The organism is Vibrio sp. 10N.222.48.A3, from assembly GCF_041475345.1.
Taxonomy (GTDB): domain Bacteria; phylum Pseudomonadota; class Gammaproteobacteria; order Enterobacterales; family Vibrionaceae; genus Vibrio; species Vibrio tasmaniensis_A.
On sequence record NZ_JBFRVX010000158.1, the window covers coordinates 1 to 16,958 of the forward strand.

At 43.6% G+C, this 16,958-nt stretch carries 16 protein-coding genes; 14 read left to right on the top strand and 2 right to left on the bottom strand.

The window, feature by feature from the left end; all coding sequences use genetic code 11:
- The 4 genes from nirB to cobA form a co-directional block, all read left to right on the top strand.
- A partial coding sequence (nirB, locus tag AB4653_RS05855) for a nitrite reductase large subunit NirB (protein WP_372103552.1) occupies positions 1–1,798 on the top strand: 1,798 nt, incomplete at its 5' end.
- Positions 1,799–1,813: 15 nt separating this feature from the next.
- On the top strand, positions 1,814–2,137 hold the full coding sequence (gene nirD, locus AB4653_RS05860; RefSeq protein WP_102257983.1) for a nitrite reductase small subunit NirD: 324 nt from the start codon (positions 1,814–1,816) through the stop codon (positions 2,135–2,137).
- A 123-nt stretch (positions 2,138–2,260) separates the two neighbouring features.
- Positions 2,261–3,076, top strand: a complete 816-nt coding sequence (locus AB4653_RS05865; RefSeq protein WP_102257984.1) for a formate/nitrite transporter family protein — start codon at positions 2,261–2,263, stop codon at positions 3,074–3,076.
- A gap of 316 nt (positions 3,077–3,392) precedes the next feature.
- A complete protein-coding gene (gene cobA, locus AB4653_RS05870) occupies positions 3,393–4,169 on the top strand; it encodes a uroporphyrinogen-III C-methyltransferase (protein WP_017102098.1) in 777 nt (258 codons plus the stop codon).
- A gap of 32 nt (positions 4,170–4,201) precedes the next feature.
- On the opposite strand, the gene AB4653_RS05875 is transcribed toward cobA, so the two are convergent.
- Positions 4,202–4,798 (bottom strand): DUF4174 domain-containing protein, encoded by a 597-nt coding sequence (locus AB4653_RS05875; protein WP_102257985.1) that lies wholly within the window; start codon positions 4,796–4,798, stop codon positions 4,202–4,204.
- Positions 4,799–4,988: 190 nt separating this feature from the next.
- Between AB4653_RS05875 and AB4653_RS05880 the strand changes: the two genes are divergently transcribed.
- From AB4653_RS05880 to AB4653_RS05890, 3 genes are all read left to right on the top strand, one after another.
- Positions 4,989–5,462 (top strand): NYN domain-containing protein, encoded by a 474-nt coding sequence (locus AB4653_RS05880; protein ID WP_009845414.1) that lies wholly within the window; start codon positions 4,989–4,991, stop codon positions 5,460–5,462.
- Positions 5,463–5,542: 80 nt separating this feature from the next.
- Positions 5,543–6,208 carry a response regulator transcription factor gene (locus AB4653_RS05885; protein ID WP_102257986.1) on the top strand — a complete coding sequence of 222 codons (666 nt, stop codon included), beginning with the start codon at positions 5,543–5,545 and terminating at the stop codon, positions 6,206–6,208.
- On the top strand, positions 6,205–7,590 hold the full coding sequence (locus tag AB4653_RS05890) for a sensor histidine kinase (RefSeq protein ID WP_009845412.1): 1,386 nt from the start codon (positions 6,205–6,207) through the stop codon (positions 7,588–7,590). The genes AB4653_RS05885 and AB4653_RS05890 overlap by 4 nt, the downstream gene beginning before the upstream one ends.
- A gap of 200 nt (positions 7,591–7,790) precedes the next feature.
- On the opposite strand, the gene AB4653_RS05895 is transcribed toward AB4653_RS05890, so the two are convergent.
- Entirely contained in the window at positions 7,791–9,095 is a 1,305-nt protein-coding gene (locus tag AB4653_RS05895) for a dicarboxylate/amino acid:cation symporter (protein ID WP_102249619.1), read from the bottom strand.
- Between the two features lie 559 nt (positions 9,096–9,654).
- Here AB4653_RS05895 and AB4653_RS05900 point away from each other — a divergent pair.
- The 7 genes from AB4653_RS05900 to AB4653_RS05930 all read left to right on the top strand — a co-directional run bounded on the left by AB4653_RS05900 (position 9,655) and on the right by AB4653_RS05930 (position 16,882).
- Positions 9,655–11,784: a TonB-dependent siderophore receptor gene (locus tag AB4653_RS05900; protein ID WP_017102101.1), complete on the top strand. Its 2,130-nt coding sequence runs from the start codon at positions 9,655–9,657 to the stop codon at positions 11,782–11,784.
- A gap of 178 nt (positions 11,785–11,962) precedes the next feature.
- Entirely contained in the window at positions 11,963–12,730 is a 768-nt protein-coding gene (locus tag AB4653_RS05905) for a DUF3450 domain-containing protein (protein ID WP_102257987.1), read from the top strand.
- A complete protein-coding gene (locus AB4653_RS05910) occupies positions 12,730–14,106 on the top strand; it encodes a MotA/TolQ/ExbB proton channel family protein (protein ID WP_102257988.1) in 1,377 nt (458 codons plus the stop codon). The genes AB4653_RS05905 and AB4653_RS05910 overlap by 1 nt, the downstream gene beginning before the upstream one ends.
- Positions 14,106–14,666 carry a MotA/TolQ/ExbB proton channel family protein gene (locus AB4653_RS05915; protein WP_372103555.1) on the top strand — a complete coding sequence of 187 codons (561 nt, stop codon included), beginning with the start codon at positions 14,106–14,108 and terminating at the stop codon, positions 14,664–14,666. Before AB4653_RS05910 ends, AB4653_RS05915 begins: the two co-directional genes overlap by 1 nt.
- Positions 14,663–15,067 (top strand): biopolymer transporter ExbD, encoded by a 405-nt coding sequence (locus tag AB4653_RS05920; protein WP_004731145.1) that lies wholly within the window; start codon positions 14,663–14,665, stop codon positions 15,065–15,067. The genes AB4653_RS05915 and AB4653_RS05920 overlap by 4 nt, the downstream gene beginning before the upstream one ends.
- 19 nt (positions 15,068–15,086) lie before the next feature.
- On the top strand, positions 15,087–15,707 hold the full coding sequence (locus AB4653_RS05925; protein WP_009845405.1) for an energy transducer TonB: 621 nt from the start codon (positions 15,087–15,089) through the stop codon (positions 15,705–15,707).
- Complete coding sequence (locus tag AB4653_RS05930; RefSeq protein WP_102257989.1) at positions 15,704–16,882, top strand: hypothetical protein; 1,179 nt, start codon at positions 15,704–15,706, stop codon at positions 16,880–16,882. The genes AB4653_RS05925 and AB4653_RS05930 overlap by 4 nt, the downstream gene beginning before the upstream one ends.
- Positions 16,883–16,958 lie beyond the last annotated feature (76 nt).

A 16,958-nucleotide genomic window follows, 5' to 3' on the forward strand; every position in this document is an offset into this window, starting at 1 on the left:
CCTAGGTATTGCACCTCGTGGCGGCATCGAGATTAATGATCACTGTCAAACGACAGACAAAGATGTTTATGCAATCGGTGAGTGTGCGTCTTGGAACCAAACGTTCTACGGCCTTGTTGCTCCTGGTTACAAAATGGCGACCGTTGCTGTTGACCACGTTGTTGGTAACGAAAGCACATTTGAAGGTGCCGACATGTCAGCGAAGCTAAAGCTTCTTGGCGTAAAAGTAGGTTCTATCGGTGATGCAAACGGTCGTACACCGGGTTGTAAGAGCTACGTTTACCAAAACGAAGAGTCTGAAGTTTACAAACGCATCATCGTTTCTGAAGATAACAAGAAACTGCTTGGTGCCGTAATGGTCGGTGACACATCTGATTATGGCGATCTTCTACAGCTAATGCTGAATGAAATCGAGCTACCAGAACACCCAGATGCATTGATTCTGCCTGCTCACGCGGGTGCAGAAAAACCAACACTTGGCGCGGATTCTTTACCAGAAACTGCCGTTATCTGTTCTTGTTTCGATGTAACGAAAGGCAAGATCGCTCAAGCGGTTGCTGAAGGTCACCACACCATTGGTGATATCAAAGCAGTCACTGGCGCAGGTACTGGTTGTGGTGGTTGTATTCCACTTGTGACTTCAGTGCTAAACGCTGAACTTGCTAAAGCCGGTGTGGAAGTGAAGAACGACGTTTGTGAGCACTTTGCTTACTCTCGCCAAGAGCTTTTCCACCTAATTCGCATCGAAGAAATCAAAACATTCGATGAGCTACTAGAGAAATACGGTAAAGGCTACGGCTGTGAAGTATGTAAACCTCTAGCGGGTTCTATTCTTGCTTCTTGCTGGGGTGAACACATCCTTAAGCCTGAACTAGTGAAACTGCACGATACCAACGATAACTTCCTAGGTAACATTCAAAAAGACGGCACTTACTCGGTTATCCCTCGTATGGCTGGTGGTGAAGTAACACCTCAAGCACTTAGTGTTCTTGCGGATGTGGCGGCTGAATACAACCTGTACACCAAAATCACGGGTGCACAACGTATCGGTCTGTTTGGTGCTCAGAAAGATGACTTACCAGCAATCTGGAAGAAGTTAATTGCTGCGGGTTACGAAACGGGCCAAGCTTACGCAAAAGCACTTCGCATGGCTAAGACATGTGTAGGTTCAACTTGGTGTCGTTACGGCGTTCAAGATTCAGTTGGCCTAGGCGTGATGATCGAGAACCGTTACAAAGGCATCCGTACTCCTCATAAGATGAAGTTTGGTGTGTCGGGCTGTACTCGTGAGTGTGCTGAAGCTCAAGGTAAAGATTTAGGTATTATCTCGACTGACGCGGGTTGGAACATGTACGTGTGTGGTAACGGTGGTATGAAGCCTCGTCACGCAGACCTACTGGCAAGCGACCTAGACCAAGAAACACTGTTGAAATACATCGACCGTTTCATGATGTTCTACATCCGCACGGCTGCGCCACTACAACGTACTTCGGTATGGATGGACAACCTAGAAGGTGGCGTTGACTACCTACGTGAAGTGATTGTTGATAACAAACTTGGCATCAACGACCAGCTTGAAGCTGACGTGGCTGGCCTAGTGGGTAACTTCGCTTGTGAGTGGACTGACACTATCAACGACGAAGCTCAACTTAAGCGCTTCTCACACTTCATCAATGCTGATGACCGTGATGAAAACGTTGTTTTTGTTGACGATGGCCGTGAACAACACCGCCCAGCAACATTCACAGAAAAACACCCAGAAGCGAAGGGCGATATCCTTCACGTTGAACTGGTTTAATTGGGAGACGACATCATGGCATTTACCAAAGTTTGTAAGATCGAAGACATTATTCCAGGTACCGGTGTTTGTGCGTTGGTTGGTGGTGAGCAAGTTGCTATTTTCCGCCCAACTAAAGCCGAAGAAGTGTTCGCTATTAGTAACACTGACCCGTTTTTTCAATCAAACGTTTTATCTCGCGGTTTAACGGTTGAGCACAAAGGTGAGCTTTGGGTGGCAAGCCCACTTAAGAAGCAACGCTTTAACCTAGCAACAGGTGTGTGCATGGAAGACGAGAGCTTCAGCGTGAAAGCGTATAAAGTTCGTATTACCAAAGGTGCTGTTGAAATCTCAGCATAATCGAATACGTAACAAGATTTGATAGATCAAGGGTTCTAGTTCCCGACATTGCCTTAGTTCGGCAGCTAGAGCCTTTTCCCATCCAATTTTAACTTTTAATTTTAACTTTTTAAGGACAACCTTATGTCTCCTGATTTTAAACCAGCTGAATTCGTTCAAACGATGATCGATGTGGGTGAAGCGAAAACGAAAACAAGTACTCGCGATCTTCTTATTCGAAGCACAATGGCAGGCATCATTCTTTCTCTTGCTGTTGTTGTGGCAATTACGACTATCGTGCAAACAGGCATTGGTATTGTTGGCGCTCTAGTATTCCCAGTGGGCTTCGTCATTCTAAGTGTTATGGGCTACGACCTAGTAACGGGTGTATTTGGCCTTGCTCCTTTAGCGAAATTCGATAACCGCCCAGGTGTGACTTGGGGCCGTGTTCTACGTTGTTGGGGTATTGTTGGTCTTGGTAACCTTATCGGTTCTTTAATTGTTGCAGTGTTAGTGGCAATTTCACTTACAGGTAACTTCTCTTTAGATCCAAACGCAGTAGCACAAAAGTTCATTGCGGTTTCTACAGCTCGTAGCTTAGGTTTTGAAAACATGGGTATGGACGGATGGATCACGTGTTTCGTACGCGGTATCTTCTGTAACCTAATGGTATGTCTAGGCGTGATTGGTAACATGACAGCACGTACTGTGTCTGGTCGTGTAGCAATGATGTGGTTCCCAATCTTCATCTTCTTCGCACTAGTATTTGAGCACACAGTGGTAAACATGTTCCTATTCCCACTGGGTATGATTCTTGGCGCTGACTTCGGTATCGCGACATGGTTGAACTTCAACCTTATCCCAACAATCTTAGGTAACATCGTTGGTGGCCTACTGTTAACGTGTGTTCCTCTATACCTGACTCATGCTAAAACAGCTCCTTCTCTAGGCGCGAAGTAATACGGTAAACGTAAGTTAGTATGAGATTGAAAGCCCCAACAACGTGTTTGGGGCTTTTTTAGTTTGAAAGCTGTCAATGTATTCTCGGGCAGAAAACACCTTAGTTATCATAGATGCGTTGTTTGCTATTGAGCAAAACATCCGCAATAGATTGTTTTGTTATAATTATTTCTATCTTCGTTAGTATTTAGACTGAATATTTATTTCAACACCTGATAGTCTAAGAGTTAAGGATTTTGATAAGTCATCATGAATACAGTGACTTATCACATAGATTGAAGCTTGAGATAAAACAAGCAAACCTTCGGAGCGCAGAATGTCAGAAGTATCGTCATCGAATGTTAAAGAAGTAAGCAATGGATTTGTTTCATTGGTAGGTGCAGGTCCGGGCGACCCAGACCTACTTACACTAAAAGCCGCACGAGTGATTCAACAAGCAGACGTTTTGGTTTATGACCGCTTGGTATCAAAAGATATCTTAGCGATGGCTAATCCAGAAGCTGAAATGTTGTATGTGGGTAAGAAGCTCGATCACCACTGCGTACCACAAGATCAGATCAACCAACTATTGGTGACCAAAGCACAAGAAAACAAGCACGTTGTGCGTCTAAAAGGTGGTGATTCGTTTATCTTTGGCCGTGGTGGCGAAGAGTGCGAAACGTTAGCTGAGAATGACGTGAGATTTGAAGTGATTCCTGGCATTACTGCAGCCGCAGGAGCGACCGCATATGCGGGAATTCCATTGACTCACCGTGACCACGCGCAAAGCGTACAGTTTATTACGGGTCATTTGAAGAAAGATGGCGAAGATATTGACTGGCGTTCTCTTGCTCAACACAATCACACGATCGTGTTTTACATGGGCTTGAAAGAGAGTCCGAATATTCAGAAGAATTTACTCGATAACGGTATGCGAGAAGACATGCCAGTTGCGATTATCGAAAATGGCACTCGCCAAGAACAGAAAGTGTTTAGAGGTGGGCTACGTGACCTAGCTGATCTTGCTGGCGTTGCAAAGAGCCCAGCACTGATTGTGGTTGGAAGTGTTGCTCAGCTCCATGAAAAACTGGCTTGGTTTAACAAGCCAGCTTAAGTGATTGATGATCAAGCTTAGCTGACTAAGAATCAAATACTGCAGCGGCTACTCTGTCGCTGCATTTCTTGTTGGCGCATGGGCATTTCGTCAATAATATTGGTGATTAAACTCCAGTCGGTTTTACCACTCCACCTGTGTTTCTCTTTCCCGTCTTTGCCAATCAACACGGCAGTGTGTGAACCTTTGGGTATTCCATAACTGTTAGTCACTGCATCCAAATTAAACTCTTCAACTAACCATGCAGGAACGGTGTAGCCGCTTTCGGCGATGACCATGATAACTACATCTCGCTCGTCCAATTGACAATTGTTAATCAAGACTTCATTGAGAAACTCTTTTACGATCGAATCTTCTGTTGGAGCGAAATAAATAACACTGCGGTGTGGCAGAGCCTTGGAATGAGAGTAGGCTGGGTAGGCGTGTAACGAGTTGACCGACAGAATCATAAACATAACCGTGCTTGTTATTAGAGCGTTCAGTGGTTTGGAAATTACGTTTGTTCCCGATGCCTTAGTTATCGCTGCCTTAGTTATGGCAGCGTTAGTTATTGCCGCGCAGCAACGTGTCAATACTGAGTCAAAGGTGTCGCTGCCAAGGCATGATCTGATTATTTGTCGGTACTGCATGTTCCACCTTCCTCGGTAAACTCAAACAAGCTCTAAGTTAATGGCAACTACGTTAAGCTAGCAATAGCTACGCTAAGCCAATAATAAGTACGTTAAGCATAGCCAATGAGTTCATTTTTATTAAATAAAGCGACTCGCATTTTAGAAGTGAATAGAATAGGGTATACGGAAAATCTAAAGGTATGAATTTATGGAAAACATAGCAATTTTGGTCGACGTTCAGAACGTTTACTATACAACACGCGATAAATACCGTTCTAACTTCGACTATAACCAGTTTTGGTATGTTGCCACGGAAGGACGTAACGTTGTCGAAGCCAATGCTTACGCAATCTCAAGCCAAGATCCTAAACAGCGCCAATTCCACCATATCCTTCGTGGTGTTGGTTTTAATGTGAAGCTAAAACCGTTTATTCAGCGTCGTGATGGTAGCGCCAAAGGGGATTGGGATGTCGGTATCGCGTTAGACGCGATAGAGCTTGCGGAGACGGTTGATACGATTGTTTTGGTATCAGGAGACGGTGATTTTGAAATCTTGGTAGAGCGAATCAAAGAGCGTTTTGGAAAGCCTGTTGAAGTGTATGGCGTTCCTGGGTTAACAGCTCAAAATCTTATCGATTCTGCCTCAAAATTTGTACCGATTGAAAAAGATTTTCTTCTATAGAGGAAATCACGCACTTTATAATTGAAATCAATAATAACGATAATTAGAATGCAAACAGTTCTTATTTATCGGTGTGTGAAATGTCTCGTGTTTTAGTTGTTGATGATGATATTCAGTTGTGTGAGTTACTGGGTGAAGTGTTGGAAAATGAAGGGTATCACGTTGATACCGTTCATTGCGGTGAATCAGCTCTAGAGTTTATTCAATCAAATCCTGTTGATTTAGTCTTACTCGATGTGATGCTCCCTAATTTAAGTGGTATTCAAGTCGCAAGACGTATTTGTCAGCGTTTTGCTACTCCTATCCTTATGCTAACTGCGCTTAATGATGATGCCTCCATGCTAGATGGCTATCAAGCCGGGGCAGATCAATACATCGCTAAGCCTTTCAATGTTCCTGAGCTTTTGACCCGGATTAAGGTGATCTTACGCCGAGTTGGGTTTGAGCGACAAAGACAATCAATGGCTTCATCTAATCAAGGTTTGTGCGAGCAACTTACCCGTTTACCTTTAACCGGCACTGAAAAAGAGTTGCTCGATTATCTGATCAAAAATAATGGAATCGTTGTATCAAAATCTGACTTGCAAGTACATGTATTGAAGAAAGAACTGTGTCCATTCGACCGTAACTTAGATATGCATATCAGCAACATACGTCGAAAATTGGTGCAGGCTGGCTTATCAAAGCAACATATTAAAACTGTGCGCGGTCAAGGCTACAGCTACCTAGAGTCGGTAGGAGCATGAGTAACTGGTTTCTACGGTGCCCTGATTTCGTTATCAAGCGTAAGGATGGCTTAACGTTTCAGCTGTTCAGTTGCCTGACCGTGATTTTAGTCAGTATCCTCATCCTTCAAGGTGTCGCAGAACGAGCGCTGATGAAAGCCTTGTTGAAGGTACCTGAACCTGTCAAAGCTGAAATGTTGGATTTGGCTTATCAAGCTAATGTACTGATCGAAGAAGGGGACATGGATGAGCTTGCCGACTGGGGCAATGCCCAACGTTATTATTTATTCATTATCGATGAAAACAACCGACCTATTACCCACCGACACATGCATCCGCATTTTGAATTTAAGTTGAAGTACCTGCGTACATTAGACCATCAACTCAGTGATCGTGTGAGTAAGCCTATCTTCGGCTTGCCACTTGATAACGGCAATACACTCGTGATCCAACTGCCAGGGCAGTTTCATCCAGCAAAATCCTTTGCTCCGTATTCCTATGCGCTGAAAGCTGTGATTGCTTTGATCGTGTTATCGCTCTTTTCCATTATTATGGCGAAAAGTCTGCAGCAGCCACTCGATCGTTTAAGGGAGGCCAGTCGAAGGCTCGCACAAGGAGACTTTTCAGTGAGTGTCGTGTCTGAGTTGGATTCAACTACACGTGAATTCAATGAGCTTGCCAATGATTTTGACCATATGACCTTTGAGATTAAGTCTCTGGCTGAAAAGCAGCGTCGTTTGATTCGTGATGTATCACATGAGTTGAGGACACCGTTAGCAAGGCAGAATCTCGCATTACATTTACTACGTAGTAAGGTCGATGAAAAAAGTATGGGTTTACTCGAACGGATGGAAAGCGAAACGGAAGAGATGAATAAGCTGGTGGGTGAAATTCTTGAGTTCAGCCGCCTAGAAACCTCTCGTTATGATTCTAAGTTAACTCCAATGCATCTTGAGCAGTATTGCTCAATGCTCATTGTACAGATGCAAAATGACTTGAAACCTAATCAAACTTTGACTGGTGATTTGGAAACAGCAACATCAATGGTTAATGTTGATGAGAGGCTACTTTTGAGGGTGATCAGTAACCTTGTAGGAAATGCGATCAAATACGCAGGGGGCAATGCGGATATTGTCGTTAAGACCTACGGGCAGGTTAATGATAAGCGTTACAGTGTCATTTCTGTGGAGGATGATGGTGAAGGTATTCCAGATAACAAGATTGCAGATATCTTTGACCCGTTTACCCGCATCGAGTCAGCCAGAGATAAACAGTCTGGTGGTTACGGTCTTGGACTCGCGATCGTTAAGGAAGCTATGGGAGTGATGAATGGGCATGTTACCGCTGAGAACAGAGAAGGTGGGGGACTTAGAGTGAACCTTATGTTTCCTATCGTAGATTAAGCTTTAGGCTCAGCATTCACGCTCAGCCCCTGTAATGAGAAAATAGATGAGAGTTGAATCGTTTCGGCTCAAAGTGAACCCAATAAAAAACGCCACTGTATCAGCAGTGGCGTTTTTGTATACACGCTTTTCATTATCAGGCTAAGGCACAGCCATTAATTGCGCCTTGGCTTGAAAGTAAGAGCACCAGAGAAGCTAGATTATGCCTGTTGGCGTGCTAGCTTTACTTCTTCTTCTTTCTCACCGGCTGCTGGGTCATTGAAGCGAGCTTCGTCAAAAGATCCTTCAGATTTAGCCACAATGATAGTTACGGCACTATCACCAGTGATGTTTACGGCAGTACGGATCATGTCAAGAAGACGGTCAACACCCATGATTAATGCGATACCTTCGAGCGGCAGTCCAACTTGGTTCAATACCATCGCCAACATAACAAGACCAACACCAGGAACACCTGCAGTACCAACAGAAGCCAGTGTCGCTGTTAGGATCACCATTAGGTAATCACCCATAGTCAGGTCGATGTTGTACGCTTGTGCGATAAACGCCGTTGCAACACCCTGCATGATAGCAGTACCGTCCATGTTGACAGTTGCGCCTAGTGGAACTGTGAACGAAGCGACTTTGTTGTCTACGCCCATGCGGTTTTTAGCCGTTTCCATTGTCACTGGAATCGTTGCGTTTGAAGATGCTGTTGAGAATGCAAACATGATTGCATCTTCCATCTTACGTAGGAACGTAATTGGGCTAAGGCCTGTAAACCCTTTAAGCATCGCACTGTAAGTTACTAAACCGTGTAACAGTAGAGTACCAGCTAACACTAAGAAGTATTCCGCTAGGTTCCAAATCGCGCCCAAGCCAAGGCCTGAGAACAGTTTAGCCATCAAGAAGAACACACCGTAAGGCGCAAGGTTCATCAGAAGAGCGACAAGCTTCATGATCACTTCGTTCAAGTCGGAGAAAACCGCGGCGATACGCTCGCCAGGTTTACCCGCTGCACTGATTGCAATACCAAACAATACAGCAAATACGATAACTTGTAGCGTTTTGCCCTCAGCCATCGCCTGAATAGGGTTGGTCGGGAACATGTCGATGATGACTTGGCCCAAAGAAGGAGCATCAGCTGATTTGAAAGAGCTCGCAGCAGTAAGATCCGCACCCGCTCCAGGTTGGAACAAATTACCGATAGTCAGTGCTAGAGTGATAGCAACAGCAGTAGTACCGATATAAAGAGCAAGTGTTTTGCCACCCATACGGCCAAGAGTTGATAAATCTTTAAGAGAGCTTGTACCGCACACGAGTGAAACGAAGACGAGTGGTACAACAAGCATTTTTAAACTGGCGACAAAGATCTGTCCGCCTACTTCAAAGAGTCCGTTAACGATGTAGTTGTTAACAAATCCGCTGTCTGCAAAAAGGGATTGAATGGCAAATCCCGTTAATATGCCCACGACCATGCCGAGGATAACTCGACCAGTTAGAGACATAGGTTTCTTGGTATTCATTTAGAACACTCCTTATTATTTATAACTTTGATACCTTTCCAAAGTGAGCAGGAGATTAGCAGTCGGTTGTTTAAATCGAAAAACAAAAAATGAGTTTGGAATTACAGATGTGATCATAATCACTGATAATCGTTCAAATAAAACAAATTAAAACAAAATAATTCACCAGTCATTTACATTTATCGAGTGTTTTATACAAAAAATCGTCGTTCTGAAGGTAATAAATAAGATAAGAGGATTTTGTTATAGATGTTTGCTTATTACATTGACTGCGCAAATGGCGGTGTTTCAAAAAGTTTGGCGCATAGAACCGATTTTTAATTCAAGTGCTCGTTAAATGACTGTATTGAATTGGTTTCTTTTAACTGCAGGTTAACGACTCGTCAGCTCGTCTTTACAAAACTTTACGAATGCAAAGAATGTAAATTTAATGCAAATAGTAATAGTTATCACTTATATTCCCCCTCGAAATAATTCAGTGGTACCGGAAACGGTCTAACGGACACATCGAATAAATAACAAAGTGTTCGTCTAAAAGAATAAAAGTGGAGAAAAGGACATGTTTTCAAAAAAGCCATTGGCTTTAGTGATCGGCGCAGTATTAGCTTCACCAGCAGTATTGGCAGAAGCAGTAAAAACTGACGAGCATATGGTTGTTGAAGGTCGTGATTACGGTTATAAAGCCGACACGAATACAACAGCAATGCGCATGGAGGCGACTCAATTAGAGACTCCAGGACAAGTTACGATTATCAGTGAACAAATCATTGATGAGCAACGCGCAAGCACGCTTGGCGAAGTATTAAAAAATGATGCGTCAATTTCAGCGGGTTCTAAATCAACAAACCGTGAGCGCTTCAACCTACGTGGTTTCTCTCTAGGAAGCAGTTCTGGTTACTTGCGCGATGGCGTTCAACACTGGTCTCATTACCGTCAACCGGTAGAACTACTAGAACGTGTTGAAGTACTAAAAGGTCCTGCAGGTTTGCTCTACGGTAAATCAGCACCTGGTGGCCTTGTTAACATGGTTGCTAAGAAGCCTACGTATGAAACTCAAGTTAGCGTAAGCCAAGACATTGGTTCTGACAGCTACACACGTACTACCGCTGATGTAAGCGGTTCATTGAACGATGATCAAACTCTACGTGCTCGTCTTATTGTTTCACAAGAAAACCAAGACTCTTACCGCACACGTTTTGACGGCACAGATGTAGAGACTGACCGCTTTGTTGGTGGCCTATTTGTTGATTACGATATCAACGAAGATGTGATGCTATCTGCGCATTACGACCGTACTCAAGAGTTGGGTGATCTAGATAACGGCTCAAAGATTGATACGAAAACAGGTAAAGCGATTACCCCAAATACGGTTAATGACCAACGCTTCGCACAAACAGACAACGACGTAGCAAACTACGGTGTGGCTGTTACAGCAAACTTGAGCGATACATGGGCAGTTAAATCGGGTATCAGTCGTCAGTTTTACGAACGTCGCCGTACTGAATCAGATAACGTTATTGATTCAAAGAAAGACAGAAAAACCAAGAAAACACTAGGTTATGGTTACAAAGTGTCAGACCGTCATGATGAGTGGACGTTTGATACGGCTTACGTGGATTTTACTGGTGATGTTGATGCATTTGGTGTGAATCACCGTCTGTTGGTGGGTGCAAATGGGTTGCACTACGATTACAAGCGCCTGTACGTATCAGACTATGCTTGTTTTAACGCTTCTGAAGCAGACACAATGAAAGAGTGTGGCAAAGGCTTTGATATGCCTGCAGACATTCACTATAACAACGATGATTCAGTATCACACTCGAAGAGCCAACACTACGGTCTATATCTTCAAGATTTAGTGACGTTCAATGAACAGTGGCAAGCACTTGCTGGTGTTCGTTTCGCTTACGATGATACAACGAGCAGTTCTGGTAAAGAAGAGAGCTACAATAACATCCTACCTAAGTTCGGTGCGATTTACTCTCCGGCGCCAAACGGTTCTATTTACGCGGTTTACTCTGAAAGTTTTGAACCTGTAAGTGAGATTTCTGATAAAGATGATGTGAACTTCGGCCAGTCTCAAGATGCGAAGAAAGGTACACTTTATGAGCTAGGCTCAAAGTGGGAACTGTTTGATGAGCGTTTATTCGTATCAGGAGCAGTATTCCAGATCACACAAACGAACATGCAAGTTACAGAAGACCTTCCTGCATCTCATGCAAAAGATACTCGTACTACACAGGTGGGTGAGCAAGTTCACACTGGTGTGGAGCTAGCTGCGACGGGCTACGTGACGGATGCGTTCTCTGTAAGTGCATCAACAATGTTCTTAGATGCTGAATATAAGAATGACCCTGCTCTTAATGGTAAAACACCAGCAGACGTTCCTGAATTTACTGCAAGCATCTGGTCTACTTACGCATTCAACAACGGTACTGATGTAAACCTAGGTGTGTATCACGTAGGTGAGCGTTACACTGAAAGTGCTAACACGTTTAAGAAAGACGCTTACACTCGTGTAGATGCTGGTGTTGCACATACGATTAAGTACGATGAAAACTTAGACTTTGTTGCACGCTTTAATGTAGAGAACTTATTCGATACAGATTACCTAGAAGGTGGCAGCACTCGCGGCGTTGTTGTTGGCGAAGGTCGTAACTACATGGCTACGTTACAGGTAAAATACTAATTTGTTAGTAGGGTACTATTGGCAGCTTAAATATTAAGGGGAAGGTTTCGACTTTCCCCTTTCTTGATTCTGCTATTTAGTAAAAATACCCCTAGCAATGCGAGTGGTTTTTAATGATAATGAGACTGCTTATCAATAAAACTCATTTGTTCTTCTTCTAAAGTAAATGACTACAATTATGAATCTTTTAAAAACTAGCCTAGCACTTGCCATCAGTTTGGTTGCAACGTCATCGATGGCAAACAGCTTGGATCAAGCTCAATCAATTCAAAACAAGACCAATAACGCGTCGGCTTCGAGCCAAAAGGTTATTGATAAAAGCTCACAAGCAACATTATTGTTGCAAGCTGAGGTTGAGCGTCTGCAAGAAGAAGTGAAAAATTTAGAAATCTATCACGATCATCTTGCCGCATTGGTTAAGAGCCAAGATCAAGAAGCGCAGAGTATTGAAGGGCAGATCGACGAAATCAAACTAACACGTCAAGGTGTTGTGCCTTTAATGTACAAGATGATCGATGGTCTCCGGGAAGTTATTGAAAGCGATCTACCTTTCAAGACAAATAGCCGTCTGCGTCGCGTTGAAAAGCTGAAAGCGATGATGACTCGTGCTGATGTCAGTGATGCTGAAAAATATCGCCGTATTTTAGAGGCGTACCAAATTGAAGTGGATTACGGTATTAAGCTAAGTTCTTATTCAAGCCGTGTCGAGTTAAGTCAAGATAAAGTGCTTGAAGTTGATATTTTGCATCTTGGCCGCATTTCACTGGTCGCTCGTAACTTAAATGGTACCCAATATTGGTCTTGGGACCAAAATAGCGATCAATGGCAAGAGTTGGATTCTTCGATGAAATCTGAGTTGGACAAAGCGTACGATATTGCTAATAAGCAAGCGTCTCCAAGCTTAATTACTTTACCTGTTTCTTTAACTGTTGCGGAGGTTAAGTAATGAACTTAAAGCCATTAGCAGCATTGCTTTGCATTACGTCAATTTCATTTTCTGCTTTCTCTGCATCAGACACGACAGCTCAGCTTGTTAACAAAGCAAAATCAGAGAGTCGCACGCAAGCGTCTCATAACGTAATTCGTGAAGCTGACTTTAAAAAGACAGAACAACAACTCAAAGCGATCAAAGCACAGCTTGAAGCTAAACGTAGCTCTATTCAAGGTGCGACCGATGTTCTGACTCAGACATTCAGTGATAACGAAAACAAGCTTGCTCGTTTAGAAGAGAAACTGCGTTTAGAAACAGGTAGCTTAGGTGAGTTGTTTGGCGTTGTAAGACAAAATGCAAAAGACCTTGAACATGAGCTTACGGATACAGTAACTAACGTAGATCGCGCAGCGTATACAGAAACTGTTTATCAAATCGTGGACGCAAAATCATTACCGTCAATGCCCCAGTTAACAGGTCTTTGGTTGAGCATGATGGAGCAAATTCAAGCAAGTTCAGAGATAAGCAAGTCGACAGTTTCACTAGTTAATAGTGAAGGGGTCACTGAAAAGGCAGAAGCTTATCGACTGGGTTCTATTGGCTTAGTTGCTGAGTCAGGTTACGTATGGTGGGATGCTAGACATCAAGATGCAATAGTTTACTTGAAGCAGCCTTCACAAGGTCCAACACTGGCGTCGCTTTCTACTTTAGCTAATGGCGAAGTGTCTAACGTGGTCGTCGATCCTTCTCGTGGATTCATGCTAGAACAATTAGCTTTGGAACCAAGCCTAGCTGATCGTCTGCAAGCCGGTGGCCTAGTAGGTAAAGTTATTCTTGGCTTGTTGGCAATTGGCTTAATCATCGCATTGGTTCGTGGTATTTCTTTGGCTATCGCTCGTCAGAAGATTCGCGCTCAACTTAAAAAACCTGAACAAGCGGGAGACAACCCTCTGGGTCGTGTTCTTGCGGTTTACAGCAAAGAGAAAAATCAAACAGTAGAAGCATTAGAACTGCGACTTTTAGAAGCGGTAGTGGATGAACAAACTCACCTAGAGAAAGGTTTATCAATGCTGAAGCTTCTAGCTGCTCTAGCACCAATGCTTGGCTTGCTAGGTACCGTAACCGGCATGATAGAAACATTCCAAGTGATCACACAGTTTGGTAATGGTGACCCTAAAGTAATGGCGGGCGGCATTTCGATGGCACTTGTTACAACGGTACTTGGCCTTGTTGCTGCAATGCCACTGCTATTGGCACACAACATTCTGAGTACTCAGTCAGAGAACATTCGTAATATTTTGGAGAAACAGGGCATTGGCCTTGTTGCTGAGCAGGCAGAGAAGTCTATTGAACCAAGCGCTGTTGTTTCACAAGTTGGGACTGCCGCGTAATGGATATTTTGTCGGGTTCTCTATTACCAGCGAGTTGGTTAACGAGTAACTGGCTGCTGTCTTTATCAAACTTTATGGATCAGGGCGGTTTCGTCCTGTGGTGGCTAGCGGCTGTCGTCCTCGTTTTTTGGGTACTTGTGGTAGAACGTGTGCTTTATCTCGCGTTCTATTTTCCAAAGCAACGCCAAGCTTGGATTACAAAGTGGCATGAAAGAGAAGATCACTCTTCTTGGCATGCTAAAGCCATTCGTGAAGGTTGGTTGGGGCAAGCGAGTATCTTGCTTAACCAAAACTTGAACTTTATTAAGCTGTTAGTTGCTATTTGTCCGATGTTGGGTTTGCTCGGTACCGTAACCGGTATGATCCCCGTTTTTGATGTCATGGCGACTCAAGGAAGCAGTGATCCTAAATTGATGGCCTCAGGTATCTCGTTGGCAACTTTACCAACGATGGCGGGTATGGTTGCTGCATTAGCGGGCATGTTTGTTCATGCTCGTTTAGCGAAAGTCTGTAACCGCTTAGAATTGAAATTAGAAAAATCTTTAAGGAGTCAACGATGAGACTCGGTCGACGTCATTCTAAAAACGAAGAGGCTCAAATAGACCTTACTTCGATGCTTGATATCGTATTCATCATGCTTATTTTCTTCATTGTGACGAGTTCATTTGTTCGTGAATCTGGTGTTGAAGTCAATCGCCCGCAAGCTTCAAATGTAGTGAGCCAAAAAGATGCAGGTATCTTTGTCGCGATTACTTCTGCGAATGACATTTTCATAGATAAACGTGTTGTGGATGTTGAACGTGTTCAAGCGACGTTAGAACACTTGTTGCTAGAACAACCTGATGCTTCTTTGGTTATTCAGGCGGACGAGCATGCTTATAACGGTACGGTTGTTAAAGTGATGGACGCTGCCAAAGGTGCGGGTGTTAAAAATATTGCGCTTGCAGCTGAAAAGCGATGATCTTGGAGGATCTTAATCAATGATTCGCCTATTTCTTGCATTACCTTTAGCGGGAGCGTTGGGTTTAGCACTATTTTCTTTCATGGCTTGGATGGTCGATAATGGACACCAACGTTCGCCAGACAACAGTGAGACGTTAAGTTTCAACATGGTGATGGTTGAACAAGAACAAGAAGTACAGAGAAGACAACGTGCAGTCCCGGAACAACCCGAAATGCCAGAGCCGCCACCGCAAGCGCAAACGTCTCAGTCGCAAGCTGAAGTAACGCCTCTGAATTCAATGTCTTCACTGTCTTCACTGGATTTGAATACTTCAATTGAAGGCCTAGCGATTAACGCTCCAACATTTTCTGATTTTGGGTCAAATCAACAGGTAATGCCGCTTTATCGAGTTGAACCTCGATATCCAGCAAAAGCGCTAAAGCGTGGCGCAGAAGGGTATGTCATTTTGTCTTTTACAATCGATGAAACAGGACGTTCTGTTGATATTCAAGTTACGGATGCAAATCCACGTCGTATGTTTGAACGTGAAGCGATAAGAGCACTTAAAAAATGGAAGTATCAACCAAAAGTCGTCGATGGAAAAGCGGTAGCGCAGGTTGGTCAAACCGTGAAACTAGAGTTTAAGTTGGCAAAATGATGAAACAGATATGGATATTAGTGGGCTTGTTGATAATGCCCCTTACAGTACAGGCAAAAGAGCTTACCCAATACACCGTTATTCGTGTTCAAAAGGCGAATAAACTTGCTCAAGAGGAGCAGGTTAAACAGGCGATTGAGGTTTTGGCTAGTTTGGAGTTATCTAAAGGCTATGACAAAGCCTATGTCGCTCGCATGCTTGGTGTGTTTTACTGGCAAGATGGTAAAACAGAGACGGCAATCAAGCAGCTTACTTATGCAGTGGATAGTGGCTTATTGGTCGATGAACAAGCTTGGGTAACGAAACGTATGTTAGCTGATTTACTGCTTAGCGAGCAGGATTTTAAAGCGGCATTACCACACTATTATGAGCTCGTTAAAACAGCACCGGAAACTGAAAAGAAAGACACGCTATGGATGCGAATTGCTCAAGCTGAATACCAAATTGAAAACTGGACGAAAGTACTGGTGGCCATTGGTAATCGCGACAAGTTCAATTCAAAACCACAGTTGTCGCCTCTCTCGTTAAAGCTGGGTGCTCAACTACAGTTAAAACAATGGAAGCAATCAATTCCTACGTTAGAAAGTTTAGTTGAACTTCAACCCGAAAAAGACAACTGGTGGCGTCAACTGGTCGGGATTCAGTTAAGGCTAGAGCGTAGCCGAGATGCGTTGAATACCTTAGCGCTTGCTGAGCTACAAGGTGTTGAACTGAATAATTCAGACCGTAGGCTACTTGCTCAACTGTACGCGAAACGAGGCATCCCTGAGCGCGCTGCGCAAGAAATTAGCAAGTTAGATGACGCAAACAGCGATGTTCAACTTCTGGCTGAGCAAGCAACCTACTGGCAGCTAGCGAAAGAGTGGGACAATGCTATTGAAGTGTGGACGTTAGCGTCGAATATGAACACTCGATACCATTGGAATGTTGCTCAATTATTGGTTCAGCAAGGTTACTACAAGCGAGCTCTGGTTGTTTTAGACAAAGTGAAAGACAAGAACAAGCAAGCTGACGTTGCATTAGCGAAAGTACGTTCATGGTATAAGTTGAAGAACTTAGATAATGCTCTCGCTCAAGCTAAGCGCGCGAACAACATTGAACCGTCTCCTGAGGCTAAAGGGTGGATCAAATATCTTACTCAGCTACGAACAGTCAGTGATAACGGAAACGTCTAACCGCTCATAGCAAACAGAAGACAAGAAACAGCATATTAGAAACAAGAAAAGCAAAAGGGTGTCATTTGATTGTTCA